Origin of the sequence: Sphingobacterium sp. ML3W (assembly GCF_000747525.1) — a bacterium.
GTDB lineage: Bacteria > Bacteroidota > Bacteroidia > Sphingobacteriales > Sphingobacteriaceae > Sphingobacterium.
This window is the reverse complement of record NZ_CP009278.1, coordinates 4,796,553-4,813,922: the sequence shown is the minus strand read 5'-3', so window position 1 is coordinate 4,813,922 and position 17,370 is coordinate 4,796,553. Positions and strand designations below refer to the sequence as shown.

Annotated in this window: 10 protein-coding genes; all 10 read left to right on the top strand. The window is 36.7% G+C overall.

All coding sequences use genetic code 11. The features are described from left to right. Positions 1–26: 26 nt before the first annotated feature. The 10 genes from KO02_RS20525 (at position 27) to KO02_RS20480 (ending at position 17,344) form a co-directional block, all read left to right on the top strand. On the top strand, positions 27–1,499 hold the full coding sequence (locus KO02_RS20525; RefSeq protein WP_144243365.1) for a glycoside hydrolase family 30 protein: 1,473 nt from the start codon (positions 27–29) through the stop codon (positions 1,497–1,499). 10 nt (positions 1,500–1,509) lie between these two features. Then, a complete protein-coding gene (locus KO02_RS20520; protein WP_038701327.1) occupies positions 1,510–2,847 on the top strand; it encodes a DUF5125 domain-containing protein in 1,338 nt (445 codons plus the stop codon). Positions 2,848–3,506: 659 nt separating this feature from the next. Then, complete coding sequence (locus KO02_RS20515) at positions 3,507–6,446, top strand: SusC/RagA family TonB-linked outer membrane protein (RefSeq protein WP_158500322.1); 2,940 nt, start codon at positions 3,507–3,509, stop codon at positions 6,444–6,446. Positions 6,447–6,457: 11 nt separating this feature from the next. Further along, complete coding sequence (locus tag KO02_RS20510) at positions 6,458–7,972, top strand: RagB/SusD family nutrient uptake outer membrane protein (RefSeq protein WP_038701325.1); 1,515 nt, start codon at positions 6,458–6,460, stop codon at positions 7,970–7,972. Positions 7,973–7,984: 12 nt separating this feature from the next. Next, on the top strand, positions 7,985–9,091 hold the full coding sequence (locus KO02_RS20505; RefSeq protein WP_038701323.1) for an ATP/GTP-binding protein: 1,107 nt from the start codon (positions 7,985–7,987) through the stop codon (positions 9,089–9,091). 21 nt (positions 9,092–9,112) lie between these two features. Next, positions 9,113–10,222 (top strand): DUF5007 domain-containing protein, encoded by a 1,110-nt coding sequence (locus KO02_RS20500; protein WP_038701321.1) that lies wholly within the window; start codon positions 9,113–9,115, stop codon positions 10,220–10,222. Positions 10,223–10,234: 12 nt separating this feature from the next. Continuing rightward, entirely contained in the window at positions 10,235–13,387 is a 3,153-nt protein-coding gene (locus KO02_RS20495) for a SusC/RagA family TonB-linked outer membrane protein (protein ID WP_235212298.1), read from the top strand. Positions 13,388–13,399: 12 nt separating this feature from the next. Next, positions 13,400–14,944, top strand: coding sequence for a RagB/SusD family nutrient uptake outer membrane protein (locus KO02_RS20490; protein WP_038701317.1), 1,545 nt, complete (start codon positions 13,400–13,402; stop codon positions 14,942–14,944). Between the two features lie 10 nt (positions 14,945–14,954). Beyond that, the gene (locus KO02_RS20485; protein ID WP_158500321.1) at positions 14,955–15,704 is read left to right on the top strand and encodes a fasciclin domain-containing protein; all 750 of its coding nucleotides are present in this window, start codon (positions 14,955–14,957) and stop codon (positions 15,702–15,704) included. Positions 15,705–15,727: 23 nt separating this feature from the next. Further along, on the top strand, positions 15,728–17,344 hold the full coding sequence (locus KO02_RS20480; protein ID WP_038703105.1) for a DUF5008 domain-containing protein: 1,617 nt from the start codon (positions 15,728–15,730) through the stop codon (positions 17,342–17,344). Positions 17,345–17,370: the final 26 nt, after the last annotated feature.

Below are 17,370 nucleotides of genomic sequence, written 5' to 3'. Positions count from 1 at the left end.
TTATGAAACTTATATATAACAGTACTATGATATATTCACTCTTGTTGTCTTGTTTAATCACCACAACATCATGTAACCACGATAGCTATACTCCTTCTTCAAATGAATCGATAAAAGATAAGGGGGATGTGACGATTTATACAACCACAAATACCCGTTCTCAGGATTTTAATAAAGGCTTTGTGGATTTCAGTACAAAGTTTAACATGTCTCCCAATACCATAACGATAGATCCGAAACAGAAATTCCAGACAATGGATGGTTTTGGTGCTGCGGTAACGGGATCTACTTGCTATAATCTGATGAAGATGAAACAAGAAGATCGTACAAAATTCTTGACAGAAACTTTCTCTGATCAAAATGGTATGGGTATGAACTATATACGAATTGCCATTGGTTGTTCGGATTTTTCATTAAGTGAGTATACCTGTTGGGATACGGAAGGTAAAGAAAATTTTGCTTTACAATCGGAAGAAAAGCAGTACATCCTACCAGTGCTAAAAGAAATATTAGCCATCAATCCATCGATTAAGATCATGGGATCTCCATGGACACCACCTAAATGGATGAAAGTAAATAATTTGACCGATCTAAAACCTTTTGACTCATGGACTAGTGGCCAGTTGAATCCTAAGTATTATCAAGATTATGGTTGGTATTTTGTACAATGGCTACAGGCAATGAAAAAGGAAGGAATCAATATTTCTTCCATAACGGTTCAAAATGAACCCTTAAATAGGGGGAATTCAGCTTCTTTATATATGACATGGGAAGAGCAACAAGCTTTTATCAAACAAGCATTGGGACCGCAATTGAAAGCATCTGATTTAAACACAAAGATTTATGCATTTGATCATAATTACAATTATGATAACATCGCTGATCAAAATGATTATCCTGTAAAAATCTATAATGATGCTGCCGCAGCAGCTTTTATAACTGGAGCAGCATTTCACAATTATGGTGGAGATAAAGCCGAATTGTTGGATATTCATAGTCAACGTCCTGATAAGGAACTTGTTTTTACAGAAACATCCATCGGTGAATGGAATGACGGTCGTAATCTCGAAAAAAGATTAATGGAAGATATGCGCGAGGTAGCGCTTGGGACGGTTAATAACTGGAGTAAAGCGGTTATTGTATGGAACTTAATGTTAGATACAGATAAAGGACCAAATCGCGATGGAGGCTGCCAGACTTGTTATGGTGCTGTGGATGTCAGTACATCTAATTTTAAATCCATCACACGTAATTCACATTACTACATTGTTGGTCATCTTTCATCGGTAGTGAAATCGGGGGCAGTACGTATTGGAGCAAGTGGTTATACCGCAGAGGGATTGGTCTACACCGCTTTCCAAAATCAGGATGGCTCTTATGCAATCGTGCTGCTGAATGATGCTGATGAGAATAGAAATATTACGATTAACGATGCCAAGAATCACTTTAGCTATGAAGTACCTGCTAAATCTGTGGTTTCTTATCGATGGGCCAATTAACACTAGAATTATGAAAAGACTTATTTTAAATATTCTCCTTGGTGCTGCAGCCATTTCGGTATTGTATTCTTGTAAAAAGGATGAGAAATATTCCTATCAAGTCGGTCATCCGCAGCTCGAAGTGAAGTCAGCTGTTTCATCAGCTCACTTTGGAGACAGTTTATCCTTTCAGCTTCACGCTACAGATCAAGAAATCGCTTTATCTACTGTAAAAGTCCAATTGTTCTATACAGATGACCAGGTTTCTGAAACGGTCATCCGTACAAAAAATAATGGGGATTATAGTGGAAAAATATTCATTCCATTTTATAAAAATATCCCAAATGGGAAAGCGACATTAAAATTTATCCTACAGAATATCAGTCAAAAAGTGACTGAACAATCTTTTGAGATTGATTTGAGTAGACCTGATTTTCCTTATTTGGATTTGGTGACAGAATCAAGATCTTACCGTATGGAAAAAATCGGTCCAAATGAATATGCTGCGACAGAAAACTTTCCAAATGCCGTAAAGGCATATATTCAAACACCAAAGGTAGGCACGGAAGGTAATGTTATAAATTTTGGATGGGTTAATAATAGCGTAGATGAAGGTTCTACTGCAGAAATACCTTTTACAAATTTAACTTCTGGAGTCTATAGTATACAATTCAATACCCTTACGTATGCAGCTGCGCCATTTATCAATATCTATATGAATGGAATTTTATTCAGTCGTGTGGACGATGAGTACTTCAAAGGAGAATTGGAGTTGAAAAATGGGACAGCTGTTGAGATAGATGGGATCGAAGATTTAACGGACTGGTGGATCGATTCAGATTACTTCACTAAAAAAGCTGATGGAGCGATGAGTTTCAATGGTATAAATGGTAAGTATCGGGTGACAGCAGATTTTAAATTAAAATACTTCATTGTAGAAGCAATGGATGGCAATAATTTAGCAAAACTGAAGGATGATGGTACAGGGGCTATTTGGATCATTGGCGATGGAGTTGGCAAACCAAACGTGACAAACAATCAGGTAGGTTGGAATCCAGGTAAGGCTTTATGTATGCTGCCTATCGGAGGTCAGAAATATCAAATAACGGTCAAAGCGGGAGAGTCAATCCATACCGATAATATCAATTTTAAATTTTTTCATCAAAAAGATTGGGGAGGTGAGTTCGGCGCTGAAAATATCAGTACGGATAGTGATTTATTTTTTATAGGTAATGGGTCAAATGGCCGTGATAATGGTAATCTTGGGATTGTTGTAGGAAAAACACTTACGTTAAATGATACGTATATCTTGACCGTAGATTTAAGTCAAGGAAATAGTAAAGCAATTTTAAAGGTCGTAAAAAAATAGACCTAACAATATGACAATATATAGAAGCCTTTACTCGAGAATCGAGTAAAGGCTTTTTTGATGATAAGGGAGTGATATCAAAAAAGTTATGCTATAAATCGTGATTTATTCTTAGCATTTTTTTTTAAATTTTAGTGTGTATCACACTTTTCTGTAATTTTAATCGATTAAATTATCCCCCAAATGTGAATATTTTTACACGTTATCTTTTTACGTAATATATGCTAAATAGCAGTTAATTCCATTTTTTTCTCAAAAAGTGATTGTATAACTGCTGTTTTAAAGTAGATAAACCAGTTTAGCATTTGAAAAATTATAAAAAAAAATGATCGATAATATTTTTTTTTATATATATTTACATATACTATTTTTTAAAGTAGTATAAACCAATTGTATAACTAACAACCAAATAACAGTTTTTGAAGATTTTGAGAAGGTCTTTCCTTGTTGCAATCTGCTAAAACGTTTTATAAACTAATATATTAATTATGAAAATTCAAGTATTTAATTCGGTGTAGGCTACATTTTCTTTATTTTTTGAAAGATTAATTAATATTATGTTATATTATTTTTAATATGACGAAATATTCTTTCGGAATTATTGTGACCATATACCATTGAAGTATCAATTACCTAAATTAACTAACATCAATATGTACATGATTTTAAGAAAGGATTTGAAGAAAATCATTTTTTTAGGATGGAATTGCATTTTTGGCTGCCTACATGTTGTAGCTCAAAATCAAGAAAATCAGCAAGTTGTGGACTCTTTGGGGGCGAGTTTGGCAGAAGTAAAGCTAGATTCAGTGTTTGGCATCCCAAGGTCAGAAATAAACGCTGTAAGCATATCTTCCGTATCCACATTACCGTTAACCTCATTGCAGCAATTCCTGAAGGCTAACAATACAGGATTGTTCATTAATGAATCTTCTGGCGAGCCAGGAACCAAGCAACCGATGTTCTTCCGAGGAATTTCAAGACCATTGTTGTCCGAGTCTGATGTGTTTCAAAATCAGCCTCTTGTCGTTATAGATGGGGTACCCATGATTGGTGAACATCCTTTTGCTTATGCCGTCCAGTCCTATGATCTCGAAAGGATCGGTCCTGCGACAAATTTATTGACCAATATCAATATTGATTTAATTGAGTCTATAGAAGTACTGAAAGATGTGGCCGCTACAGCACTCTATGGTCCTAATGCTGCGCATGGAGTGATTGTTGTCAAAACGAAAGCGTATAAGGCGGATAAAACGAATAGAATTGCGGTGAATATGTATACCGGTTTTGCACAAAAACCACAGGTAACAACTATTAATGGTGATTTTGAAAATAAATTCAGACAGCAATTTTATGATTTATATAGCTCCAATGGTCAGTATGATGAAGGTGATTCTTATCCTTTGTATCTAAGCGATTCGTTGAACACAAATTATTTTGGTAAATCTGATTGGACAGATTCTTATTATAATAATGCGCTTTTACATAATATCAATACGAATCTTTCTGGAGGTGGTCCACGTGCTAATTTTCAATTTATGGCGGGTTCATCCCAAGATAAAGGGGTTGCCGATCACACAAAACTGAATAAGTATTATGCCTTATTTGGATTGAATATGAAACCATTAAAATGGATGACATTCACTACGCAAGCTAATATTAACCGTACAGACCGTAATCGAAACCGTAACCTTAGGGATCGATTTGCTCAAATGGCTTATTTTCCAGATTTATCGGCGCCATTGGCACCTAATAAATTAATCTATGATGATTATTTATCCTTATATAACAAAGGATTTGATAATAATAAAATAAATCTTGCTCAAGCCTTTGCTAATTTGCAATTAGACTTTGGAAATCTTCATTTTTTATCAACAGGAATGGTTGATTATAATGAAGGGTATCGAGATCAATTTTTTCACAGTAAATTGATGGAAAACAATAGTTTTGCTTCAAATTATAATGGATTTAATCAACGTGCTTTATTTGAAAATAAGATTTATTACGATTGGAAAATAAATGAAAAAAACAATTTAAACCTCCTAGTCGGAAATACGTTACAGTGGGATACCTATCGCTATAATTACGCTTATGCTTATAAAGGAGTTAATGATTTTATTAAAGTAAATCTATTGGAAGATGATTCAAATCTTGAAAATTATTTGAATCCCATAGCTTTTCCGAGGGAATTGGTGTTCAAGTTTATCGATCGTACGCGGCATAATATGGTGTCATTTTATGGAAAGGCGACTTACGACTATGATCAAAAACTGGAGACCTCTTTAGTGTTGCGAACAGATGGCTCTTCAAATGCGCAACCAGATTCTCGCTGGTTATTTACACCTTCATTGTCTTCGAAATGGAATCTGAAAAACAGCTATTTCCAATCTAGTGATCGCGTGAAAAATATGGCTGCTCGCCTGAGTCTAGGAAGAATAGGATTGCCAAATACCTTTGATGATGTTGCCCAAGGGCCAAATTATGTTTCTCAAATAGGGTATACGGGTAATCAAATAGTGGCTGGGTATAATGGTATGGCGGCACTAGTACGACCATATGAATCAGGCTGGGTCGGGTATAATCTGCCTTGGGCATATACCGATCAAGGTAATCTAGGTTTTGATTTTGCAACCTACAAGAATAATTTTTTTGTTTCGGTGGATTTTTATTTGAAACAAACGAAAAATCAGATGATAGGGATTCCCGCTTTTAGTGAATATGGCTATAAGTCGAACAATCAACCCGGAATGGATGTTCAAAATGCAGGGATTGATTTCACAATAGGTATAGATCCTGTGAAACGCGATATTTTTACCTGGTCGACAGTACTTAATATTTCGCACAATCAAAATAAGTTAAAAGCTCTGCCGAATGGATTGGATCAATTAATTCTTGGAAATAGCTTGCTCCAAGTCGGTAAGCCACTCGATCAATACTGGTTGCTGAACAATGAAGGTTTATATCAGTCAGATGCTGAAGTACCCTTAGGTATGACTTACAATGGTATTGCTATGAAAGCAGGTGACCCGATGTGGAAAGATCAGAATGGAGATAATCGCATCGATGATATGGACCGTACACTTCAAGGACATAAACTACCCACTGTTTTTGGAAATTTAAGCAATCGATTGATTTATGGAAATTGGGACCTCAATTTTAATCTTTATTTTAATCTTGGTAGAAAAGTCATCAATCAAGAGATGGCCAATCGATTTGATTTTATTAATAATGAGGGCAGTCGAAACTTGGATGCAATCAAAGAGATTACTTTTTGGGAAAAAAGAGGAGACTACAGTAAATATCCTTTGTATAACCCATGGAGCACAGTCATGCCTTACCAACTTGATCAGGATTTATTTTTGGAGAACGCTTCTTTTATTAAACTTCGCTCCGTAACACTGGGCTATAATTTCACCGAATTGTTGAATGGAAATAAGGATAAGATAAAAAATGTATATGCTTACGTTTCGGCTAATAACCTGTTGACCCTGACGTCGTACTCTGGAGTTGATCCTGAAATCATTGATTATACAGGCTATGATAATGGAGCGACAATGCGAATCCCTCGCATGTATACGCTGGGTGTAAAATTTGACTTCTAAGATTATAAAATATGAAAAGATACCTTAGTTTTTATTGCTTCTTGTTGACCTTCTTGCTGCTTTTTTCGGGCTGTAAGAAAATGCTTGATGTAGATTCCACGCGATCAGTTAAAGAAGAGAATATGTGGAATTCGCTCGAAGATACTAGAGCCGCACTAATAGGCGTATATGGCTTAACAAAAGCTGCATTGAATGATCATAATGCCTATTGGCTTTATGGTGAGGTCCGGTCTGGAGATTATGAAAGTCCAAATCGACAAGATCTGAAAGCCATCATGAATCATGATCTTAAGGCTAATTATGAGTCGTTAAATGCTTTGTCTAATTGGAGAAGATGGTTTGCCATTGTCAATGCAGCTAACTTGTTTTTAGAGCGTGCTCCTGACGTAAGAGAAAAAGATAAACGCTATACCGAAAATAATTTGGTTGTAGACATTGCACAAATTAGATTCTTGAGAGCTTATGCTTACTATAATATGGTTTTAATATGGGGAGATGTTCCTTTGATAACTTCATCGCATGATGGTAGCTTCGAAAATCAAGAAAAAGAAGATAAGTTGAAATTATATGCTTGGATAGAAAAAGAAATGTTTGAAGCAGCTCAAGATTTACCTTACTCCTACAGTACAGGAGATGAGCAACAGATCGGAAATTACTACAATGAAGGATCGGGTCGTTGGCAAGGGGCTTTAGCGAGAAAACTATCGGCTTATGCTTTGTTGACCCATCTTGCAGCATGGCAGGGAAATTATGCCGATGCTGCAGCGTATTCTCAATTTGTCATGACGAATTATAATAAAGCTGGATCATTCTATATATCAACATCTGCGTTGACAGATGGAAATGGATTTTTCTTTGAGAAAAGACCTGAACATATCTTTGGTTTCAGTTATATATGGTCTCATGTGGAAGCATCCTTTACCGGGCATATTGAAGAATTGACATTAGCAGCACCTGTTGTGAATAAAACGACGCCAGATCTGTATATGACAAAAGAAAATATCTTAAAAACTTTTATAGAAAAAAAAGATCAACGATTCAGTATTGATACTTTGGGTAATCCAAATACAGAGGTGTATTTCCGAAACTTTAATGGTAAATATCCCATTTTCAGTAAAATCAAATGTATTCAAGGAGGAAGCTCTGACCCGAGTTTTAGAATATTTACCAGCGCGACAGTCTTGACTCGGTTGGAAGATATCGCTTTGTTGCGCGCAGAAGCATTGGCAGTTTTAGGAGAAACGAACAATGCGATCGATCTATTAAATGAAATTAGAAGCCGCCGGGGATTGAAAAATTATAGCGAAACAGCAAATGGTGATTTAGTTGATGCCATCTTCCTAGAACGTAAAAGGGAGCTGATGGGAGAAGGTCACCGTTGGTATGATATGATTCGTCGTGAAAAAATTAAACACGACAATCCAAAGCTAGCTCAACTCATTGAAAATGATGGTATATATTGGCCTATAGCCAAAGATGTGCTGGATCAGAATAAACTTATTACACAGAATGCTTACTGGAAATAAAAGAACTAACGTATGAAAAATAACAAATTGGAATATTGGTTTTTAATTTTGATTTCAGGAATCTTCTTTTTTTCCTGCTCAAAGGATAAGGGCTATTATGCTAAAACTCCAAATGAACCGATCTATAAGGGTAATATGTATGATTATCTTAAAAGCAAACCTGGAGTTTATGATTCGTTGATAAAAGTAATCGATCGTATAGAATTACAAGGGCTAATGCGCGATAGTTCTGTTACACTATTTGCATTGACCAATGCGAATTTTCAGATGGCGTTACAAAACTTAAACAACACGTTAAGTTTATCTGATAAATCGCCACAATACCTAAATTCAGTCAAATTAACAGTGCTGGACTCCTTATTGTGCCAATATATCTTGCGCGGTAGTATACCGAGTGATTCGATTACAAATCAAGATGGTAAAGAAGCATACGGTGTGCGCTATGGATACCCTATGCATATTGATTTAGCTAAACAAACCTCTTCAGGTTTTATTGATGGAGGACCGATGACAATGAATTTTTCGGATACGCGTAAATCTGTTTTTAAAAGAAATTGGATAACGACTGAAACAAGCTCCCTCAATGTAAAAACCGATAATGGTATTGTGCACGTACTTGCTGCAGATCATGTATTTGGTTTTAATAAGTTCGTTAGCCAAGTGATTTATGTACCACCACCAGAAAACTTATTTAAAACCATTGGCGGAACACCTAACGCATCCAAAGAAACAAGCGGTGGACCAAATGCGGTGGAAGCTTCTAAACATGTATTTGATGGCGACCCAGAAACTAAATTCTTCTTATCAAGTCCTGGACAGTTTTATATTGAATGGGAGTTCCCTGAGTTAGTGGCAGCAAATAGCTATACGTTGACCTCCGCCAATGATCTTGCAGATCGTGATCCTACGGATTGGACGTTGCAGGGGTGGAATGAAGAGTCTGAGAAATGGGATTTATTGGACAAACTGAGTGATCAAGAGTTTGAAGAAAGATTTCAGTTGAAAGTATTCTCATTCAAAAATACGAAAGGATATAAAACATATCGTTTGAATATCGCACGTATGTATGGTGGAAATGATTTTCAATTGGCTGACTGGACTATGAATAGAAGCAAGTAAGCTTTATAAACGATAAAATATATGAAAAGAATTAATGCCCATAAAATCATAAAGGGGCCAACTTGTCTAGCGGTAATATTTTTGCTCTGTTTTGCTGCAACAAGTTGTAAAAAACTATATAATTTACCGGAGGAAAAGGAGTTTTTGAGTCCTAATATTAATTATGAAACAAAGTCCTTTTATCCAGTATTGGGTAGAACAACACGTTTTGGCTCGATTAACAATGACCATTCGACAACTCCTTTGCATTTTGAAATCGTTAATCCAAGGTATGGTGATGGGAAACCATATACGGATCTTTTTCAAGTGAAACCTACTTTTATTTGGAAAGCATTGTATGATGGAAAGGAAAGATCTCTTGAAGAAATAGAGGCTAAACGTGAATTGGTGATGAAACCTTTGATGGAAGTCGATTCTACTGGTCTATTTGTTTTATGGAATACGTCAACAGATGATCTGGTCACACCTCGCTCAGCAGATAGTATTGATTTGGTTCAAGATATCCGATATTTTGATGTAAAGATTTCCAATACTGGAGGAAATACCATCATTAAGGATTTTCAAATTATTCCGTGGCGGGTTCGCGATTACGAACCTTCAACCGATATAAATCCTTACAATGGCCTTGAGGCCCCAGATCCAAGTGACCCTAAAAATCCTAAGAAAAGAGATTATATCAGGCCCTCTTTTATGGATAATATCGTAGGAGCAGGTTCTGATGAACAGTTGAAGACAGATGATGTGAATAAAGACCTAGTGGTTTATATCAGACGTTTTGAAGGTGGGAATGGGCATAATTTACGCTTTGTTTTTTTGGATAAAGATAATAAACCCATTAACCCCGATAATTTTAATGAAACAAAATGGGATGAATTAGTACATGGATTTAATCGTGTCAGAACGAGCGAGTATGTGCAATATGACGTAGCATATCCGATCCCGTTGACAAATTATCCCACTCCTTATACAAGTTCTGATAATGCTAAGGTTGAATTTGGTTATTCTAGAATAGGCTTTGGTGGGTTTTTGTCGACTTCAAGATTTGGGTTAAACTTTAAAATTTTAACCCAAGGAGATTGGGAAGTGGTTTTCCACTTCAAGAGAGAGAATCCAAAATTTGATAACGAATAAATGAATATTGTTATGCGTTTAGAACGACTTTATAAATTAATACCATTTTTGATCTGTATGTTGCTGACGATTCAATTGTTTGCACAAACAGTAACAATAGATGGAAAGGTGGTGGATACCAGTGGTAAGCCAATAGCCGGTGTGACCATTAGGTACGGGCAAAAAGTGACTTCCTCGAATGCGAGTGGTATCTTTAGTTTGACTGCCGCAACAGGAACCAATATTTCCTTTAGGATGATGGGATATGATAATGTGACAGTAACTATCCGTAATGATAAGAATTTGACTGTTAAACTAAAAGACCTTAACAATCAAATGGATGAGGTTGTTGTACGTGGTTATGTTGCTAGAGCACGTGAAACTGCAACTGGTGCATCCACAAAGATTAGTGGTAAAGATATTCAAGATGTACCGGCGGCAAATGTCGAGAGTTTATTGCAAGGTAAAGTACCGGGCTTAAATATCCAAGTCAATACTGGTGCGCCTGGTTTTAGGGGGTCAACACAGATCAGGGGTTTATCTACCTTAAGTGTATCCGGGTCTGGAGACCAATCTTTTCTGTCGCCAACTTCACCGTTATATGTCATTGATGGAGTACCGATGGATGCAGATCGTGCGAGCGAACTGGGACTTTCGCAACAAGGGCCAGGAATCAGTCCGCTATCCTTGATCCCACCAGAGGATGTTGAAAGTATAGAGGTATTGAAAGATGCGCAAGCGACCTCTTTATATGGGTCTTTGGCAGCCTATGGAGTCATCATTATAACGACTAAAAGAGGGAATTCGGAAGTTCCACGGGTCCGTTATACTGGAAACTTCTTTTTAAAGACACCTCCAAAATTAAGAGAAACCTTAGGAGGTAACTTAGAACGTAGACTTAAATTGCAGCAAATCTATGGAAATGCGATGAGTCAATTCGACATCGATCGTATATCGGAAACTTATTTTTTGTCTGACAGTTTAAATGCTTATTATAACAATTCTACCAATTGGCAAGATCTTTATTATGCTACCACCTATAATCAGACGCATAACGTTGCCATTGATGGCGGGAATCAAAAACTCAACTATAAAGCCAATTTAAATTATTACAATGAGAATGGAATTATTAAGAATACAGGATTTGATCGTTATTTGGCCAACATGCGTTTTGAATATCATCCAAACGACCGATTCAAATTTATTGCTCAAATAAACGGTTCCTTAGGTACTAAAAGTAAAGGTGATGGACTTGGTATTTTGCAAACCGGTGTAGCGGATGGGGGGATGACTTCGACCTTATTACCAGGACCTTCTTTTTACCTCGCGTCTTCCAGTTTCAATTCAGCCTTAAACACGCGGAATAGTAATTCATCAAAATCTATTAAGCCATTTATTGAGGCCTCTTATGAGTTTCTTGCTGGACTAAGAGCGACCACTAGTTTTAGCTACGAGTCAACTGCTGATAATGAGGATACATTTACGCCTGCAGCTGCTAATAATCAATTTGCACAGGTATATTCTTTCAATGGTCAATATAATAGCTTGTACAATCGGAATTCGATTACCTATAGTCATTCATTTAAAGAAAAACATAATATTTTCTTCAACTTATTTAATGAGATACGGACGTTAGAAAAACAATCTGGTGCCACTAAACAGGCTAGGACTCCCAATGATCAGTTTGAAGGACCACTAGGTTTTGATGGATATTTCTCTAGAGGTGGTGGTATATTAAGACGCGGTTTTGGTAGAGAAAAAGCGATATCTTTTGCCCTATCAGGATCTTATGATTACATGAAAAAGTATGTAATCGATTTATCCTACCGGATGGATGGTTCCTCGCAAAATGGATTTGGCAATTTATTTACAAAAAATCCTGCAGTGGGTTTGCGTTGGAATGCCTTTCATGAAGAGTTTATTAAGGATATCGATTGGATCAACCTCTTGTCGATTAGGACGAGTTGGGGGATTAATGTCATGCCCAATAGTACGTTGGAACGGGTGTATGGAAAATATGATATCACAGGTCGCTATAATGACCAAATCGGAATTGGAATTAATTACGAACAAATTCCCAATCCCAACTTAAAGCCAACGACAACCTCACAGTATAATGTAGGATTGGATTTAGGCTTTTTCAAAAATAAACTTGAAGTGACATATGATACCTACTACAAAAAAGTGGACAACCTGCTGTTTGAAGAGAAACTCTCTTCTTCGCTGGGATTTGATAAAATAAATAGTAATACAGCTGCAATTGCCAATTATGGTCATGAACTATCTGTGATGATTAGACCCCTAACGCAGGGACCATTGACGATGTCTGTTGGTTTTAATGGAGCCTATAATCAAGATGTTTTATTGAAGCTGCCGAGTCATTATGGAGGACAGTTCGTGCGTTGGGAGAGTGATTCTGATAATAAGTATTCACAAATGATAGTTTATCGTGTGGGAACGCCTACGATGTCAAATTATATGCTATTAAATAGAGGCGTCTACAGTACGGATGCTGATGTACCTGTTGATCCAGTGACCGGGCGTCGTTACCGTATGGATAATGGAACAGAATTTAAAGCAGGAGATCCAATCTTTGCCGATCTGGATGGTAATTATATCTTAAATGATAATGATTTCGCTAGAACGGGTAATTCACAACCATTATTTACAGGAGGGATGCAGTTTAATCTGAATTATGCGCATGAAACTATTGGAACGTTTGGATTGAATATGTATGGATCTTATACAGCTAAAAGAACAATCTTGAATAACGCTCTGGCAGAACGTTTAGGATTGATGGGGGATCCGTTTGGAACAAAAGCAACAGTCCCATTGGAAGATATCGATATGTGGAGAAAACCTGGCGATGTAGCGAAATACCCTTATGCTTATGACTATGGAAGATTCGGAAACATCCGCCCTTTCCGATTTGATCAGGATCTATGGGCAGAGGACGGTAGCTACTTTAAAATCAATAATATTGCTTTATCCTATATGTTTACCAAAAAAGCAGCGCAACGCATGGGTTTAGAAAGACTTCGGATTTATGTATCTGCTGATAATATCATGACTTTTTCTAAATATAGTGGTCCCAATCCAGAGAATGTGACTTCTGTAGGGCGGGATGCATCCGCTGGTTACCCTGTCCCGAGACAATATAATGTGGGGGTGAATATTGATTTTTAATTGACCAATGTTATGAGACTAAAAAATAAAATAATTAAAATCGCTTTGTTAGTGGGTTTAATATCAAGCGTTAGTAGTTGTAAGAAATTTTTGACGGTTGAACCTATCGATCGTTTAACGGGTAATAATTTCTATCAAACGAAGTCGGATGTAGAAGCAAATATTGCAAGAATTTATAGCCAATTTTTTGAGAAAATAAATGAGTCATGGGTGATGGGTGGAGTGGGAGAAGCACGCTCTGGTGAGATTTTCCCCGCATTAACATCAGGTACAGATAGGCAGATACTCGCAGAATTGGGAAAGAATAACATGTTAAATGTCGTGAATTTTTCAAGAAGTGGCCCATATTCTGGTTATGCCATGTATAAAGTGACTGAATGGAATAACTATTATAAGGTTATCCAAAGTTGTAATATTTTAATTTCCAAATTAGAAGAGGGTATCCCTGGTGTGGAAGGAACTGATAAAAGTAGATATGTAGCCGAAGCGACGTTTATGCGCAATTTTACCTATTTCTGGATGGTAAGACTCTATGGAGATGTGGTGTATTATACAGAGCCTTATTTTGCTGAAGAAATTCCACGGGAAGATATGGTTTCCGTTATTACCAAATGTATTGCCGATCTAGAATCGGTTAAAGATTTGATGCCTTGGTCATTTGGAGATCCTGCACAAAGAGGCGCTCGCGCAAGTAAAGGGAGTATTATTGCTTTATTGATGCACATGAAAATGTGGAATGCCAACTTTGATAGGGCTAATTCAGCGCAGTATTATGAAGGTGTTGCTACATTGGGAAATGAGCTGAGAAAAAGTAATGTACATAGACTGTATCCGCTAAACCCTGAAAGTTGGGCGATGGTCACTAAAGGACGTACCGAAGAATCACTTTTTGAATTTTACAGATCAATTAACTATACGGATCAAAATAATGCTTATGCACCATTGTGGGATCATTTTTTGCGCTGGCCATATAAGTTTCCTCGATTTAATGCCCAATTTAGTATTGCCTATTACTCTTCTATATTTATGAATAGGATCTACCCTGTAAATGGAGGAGGAGATAAAAGAAAAGAACTTTGGTTTGAAGATATGTATGCCGATGATGGCCGTTTTGTTTTGAAAAAATATGCAGCAAACGTTTTCGCCTCTGGGAATGAAGATTCTAATCCAGATAATACGTTTATGATTTTCCGTTATGCCGATGCGCTGTTATTAGAGGCGGAGGCTTTAGCAGAATTGGGACCTGCGAGAGAATCTGAAGCTATTTCTGTGTTAAATTTAGTTAGAAATAGAGCTGAAGCGGCTATATATTCGGGGGCTGGAGGTCAAGAGCTTAAGAATTTTATTTTTGAAGAGCGATGCCGTGAATTGATAGGTGAAGGCATTCGTTATTTTGATTTAATTCGTACACGACGCATATTGAGTTCGCAGTGGACAATGAATCCCATGACTCTGGATCAGTATAATCGTAGGGCATGGACTTGGCCTCTTGATGCATCTGCAAAAAACTATAACCCAAAGATTGTTTTAAATGAATATTGGACAAGTATTAATTAATCGCTTTGTTATGAGAAATTTTTCTAAATATAAATTAGTACTGCCGGCACTTTTCTTTATGATTTTTGTAGGATCTTGTAAACAAGATGATTACTATGTGGATGGTGGATTGGCAAATGCCAATTTCGAAGGGTCGATAATGGACTACTTAGATGCTAAACCCCGAGAATTTGATTCTATTGCCACCATAATTCGTTTGGCTGGTTTGGAAGAAGAGTTTAAAAATAGGGAATTTACATTTTTTGCCCCTCGAGACGAAAATATAAAAAAACTAATTGGATTGGCTCGTAAAGATATGAATTCCGATCCCTCAGGTGTGAATGAAGTATTGTACTTCTTTGGCCGTGATACCATATCGACTTTAGCAGATGTGGATAGCGTGATTTGGAGAAAATACCTGCAACGTTATATGTTCAATGACAAACGTAAATTGGCAGATTATCCGCAAATCGATTTCGACCTGTTAAACATATACAAAGGCCAGAATTATACATCCTTAGGAAATGCAGTCTGTAACATCGGAGTTAAATTTCACGATGCTGTCGATGGCGAGACGATATTAAAGTATATGGGTTATAGACAATTGTATATATCGTATATCAGAGATGTGTCTCAACCTAATAATTGGTTCTCGATACCCATTGCGTCTTCAGATATCCAACCTACAAATGGTGTCGTGCATGTCTTAGATTATACACGAGCACAGTTTGGCTATAGGCAAGATGAAATAATGAATGACATTTTAGAGAGTAAACGTTAAGAATCATTTTATTTATGTTAATTATGATGAAATACATAAGAAATTGCGGATTGTTTTTCTTTTTTATATGCTTGATAAGCGCTTGTAATAAAGATGATAAAGACTTCTCCGCACCGTATGAAGAAGGAATGCCTCCGTTAGATATTGAATTAAATCCAACTGATAAAATGAAACCCGAATTTGGTAAACCAGGTTCTGAGGCGACCATGAGAATTATTGGATTGGACCAATATAAAGATAAAGCCATTATTAAGTTCAATGGTGAAGTGGCCGAAATATTGGAAATGACAGCGGAGCATGTCAAGCTCAAAGTACCTCCATATGCAAGTACGGGAGTGGTATCGATCACCATTGATGACGTGGTATTCTTTGGTCCCAAATTTAGTGTCTTAGGAACTGTTAGTATAGATCCAACATTTCAAGTAGGAACTGGTGCAAATGGTACTGTCAGTGATATGCTGTTTTTAGAAGATGGGAAAATGATCTATATAGGTGGATTTACGGACTATAATAGAAAAGGTATTATTCGACCTATAAATCGTTTGGTTAGAACGTTTCCTGATGGCACTTATGATGCTAGTTTCCGGATTGGGACTGGAGCCAATAATTTTTTAAGTAGTATTATTCGCCTTGATAATTTTTACTATTTAGCAGGTTCATTTTCTGGATATGATCAGCGGAAAGAAAATATTAGTAATCTAACAAGAATCAATTTAACAGGCACGATTGATACGATGGGAATTAAGCCATTCCGCAGGCCAGATCAATTGGATACGACTAAATATTATCCAACTTTTAATGGTGGATTTGATGGCTTTGTGAGTAATATTTATGAGTCTGAAGATAAAGTACTAGCGACAGGTAACTTTAAATTCTACGTTCGAAGAACCTATGATAAGCCAAATAAATTGGAAACACGTGACACGGTTATTTTAGATAGTACCGAAATAAGGCATGTAGCCCGGTTAAATAAAAATGGAGAATTAGATAAAAGTTTTAGATTTAAGGCCGATGGTAAACCGTTTTCTGGGGCTAATGGTTCAGTAGGTTCACTATTTCATAAGACTGGCCCTTTAAAAGGTAAATTACTTGTCTATGGTTCTTTTTCAAAATTTGATGATCAAAGTAAGGGATATATCACGAGGTTAAATGCAGATGGAACTATTGATCCTACTTTTAATGCGTCGGGTGTTGGTGCAGATTATAACGTTATCTCAGTTACTTTTAATGAACAATTGAATAAATACCTAATTGTTGGTGCCTTTAAGAAATATAATGGCAAAGATGCGGTGCAGGTAGCGATGTTGAAGGCTGATGGTACATTAGATGATAGCTTTAAAGTAAAAACTTTTGAGGGGGGCAACCCTTACTTTGCAGCACAATTGAATGATGGCCTTATTGTGGTTTCGGGTGATTTCGTTAAATATGACCAGGTCACGCGCAGTGGTTTTATGATTTTGAACCCCGATGGTGCCCTCAATCCAGATTACAACACAACAGGATTATTCTATGGAGCTCTTAATAAGATCGTGGAAACAAAAACAGAAGATGGCAAACGAGCTTTGCTTCTCATGGGAAGTTTTGATCGCTTTAATAATGAAGAAGTAAAAAACCTGATTCGCATTAAACTTGAACAATAAACCTATTATAACCTAAATATAACCAA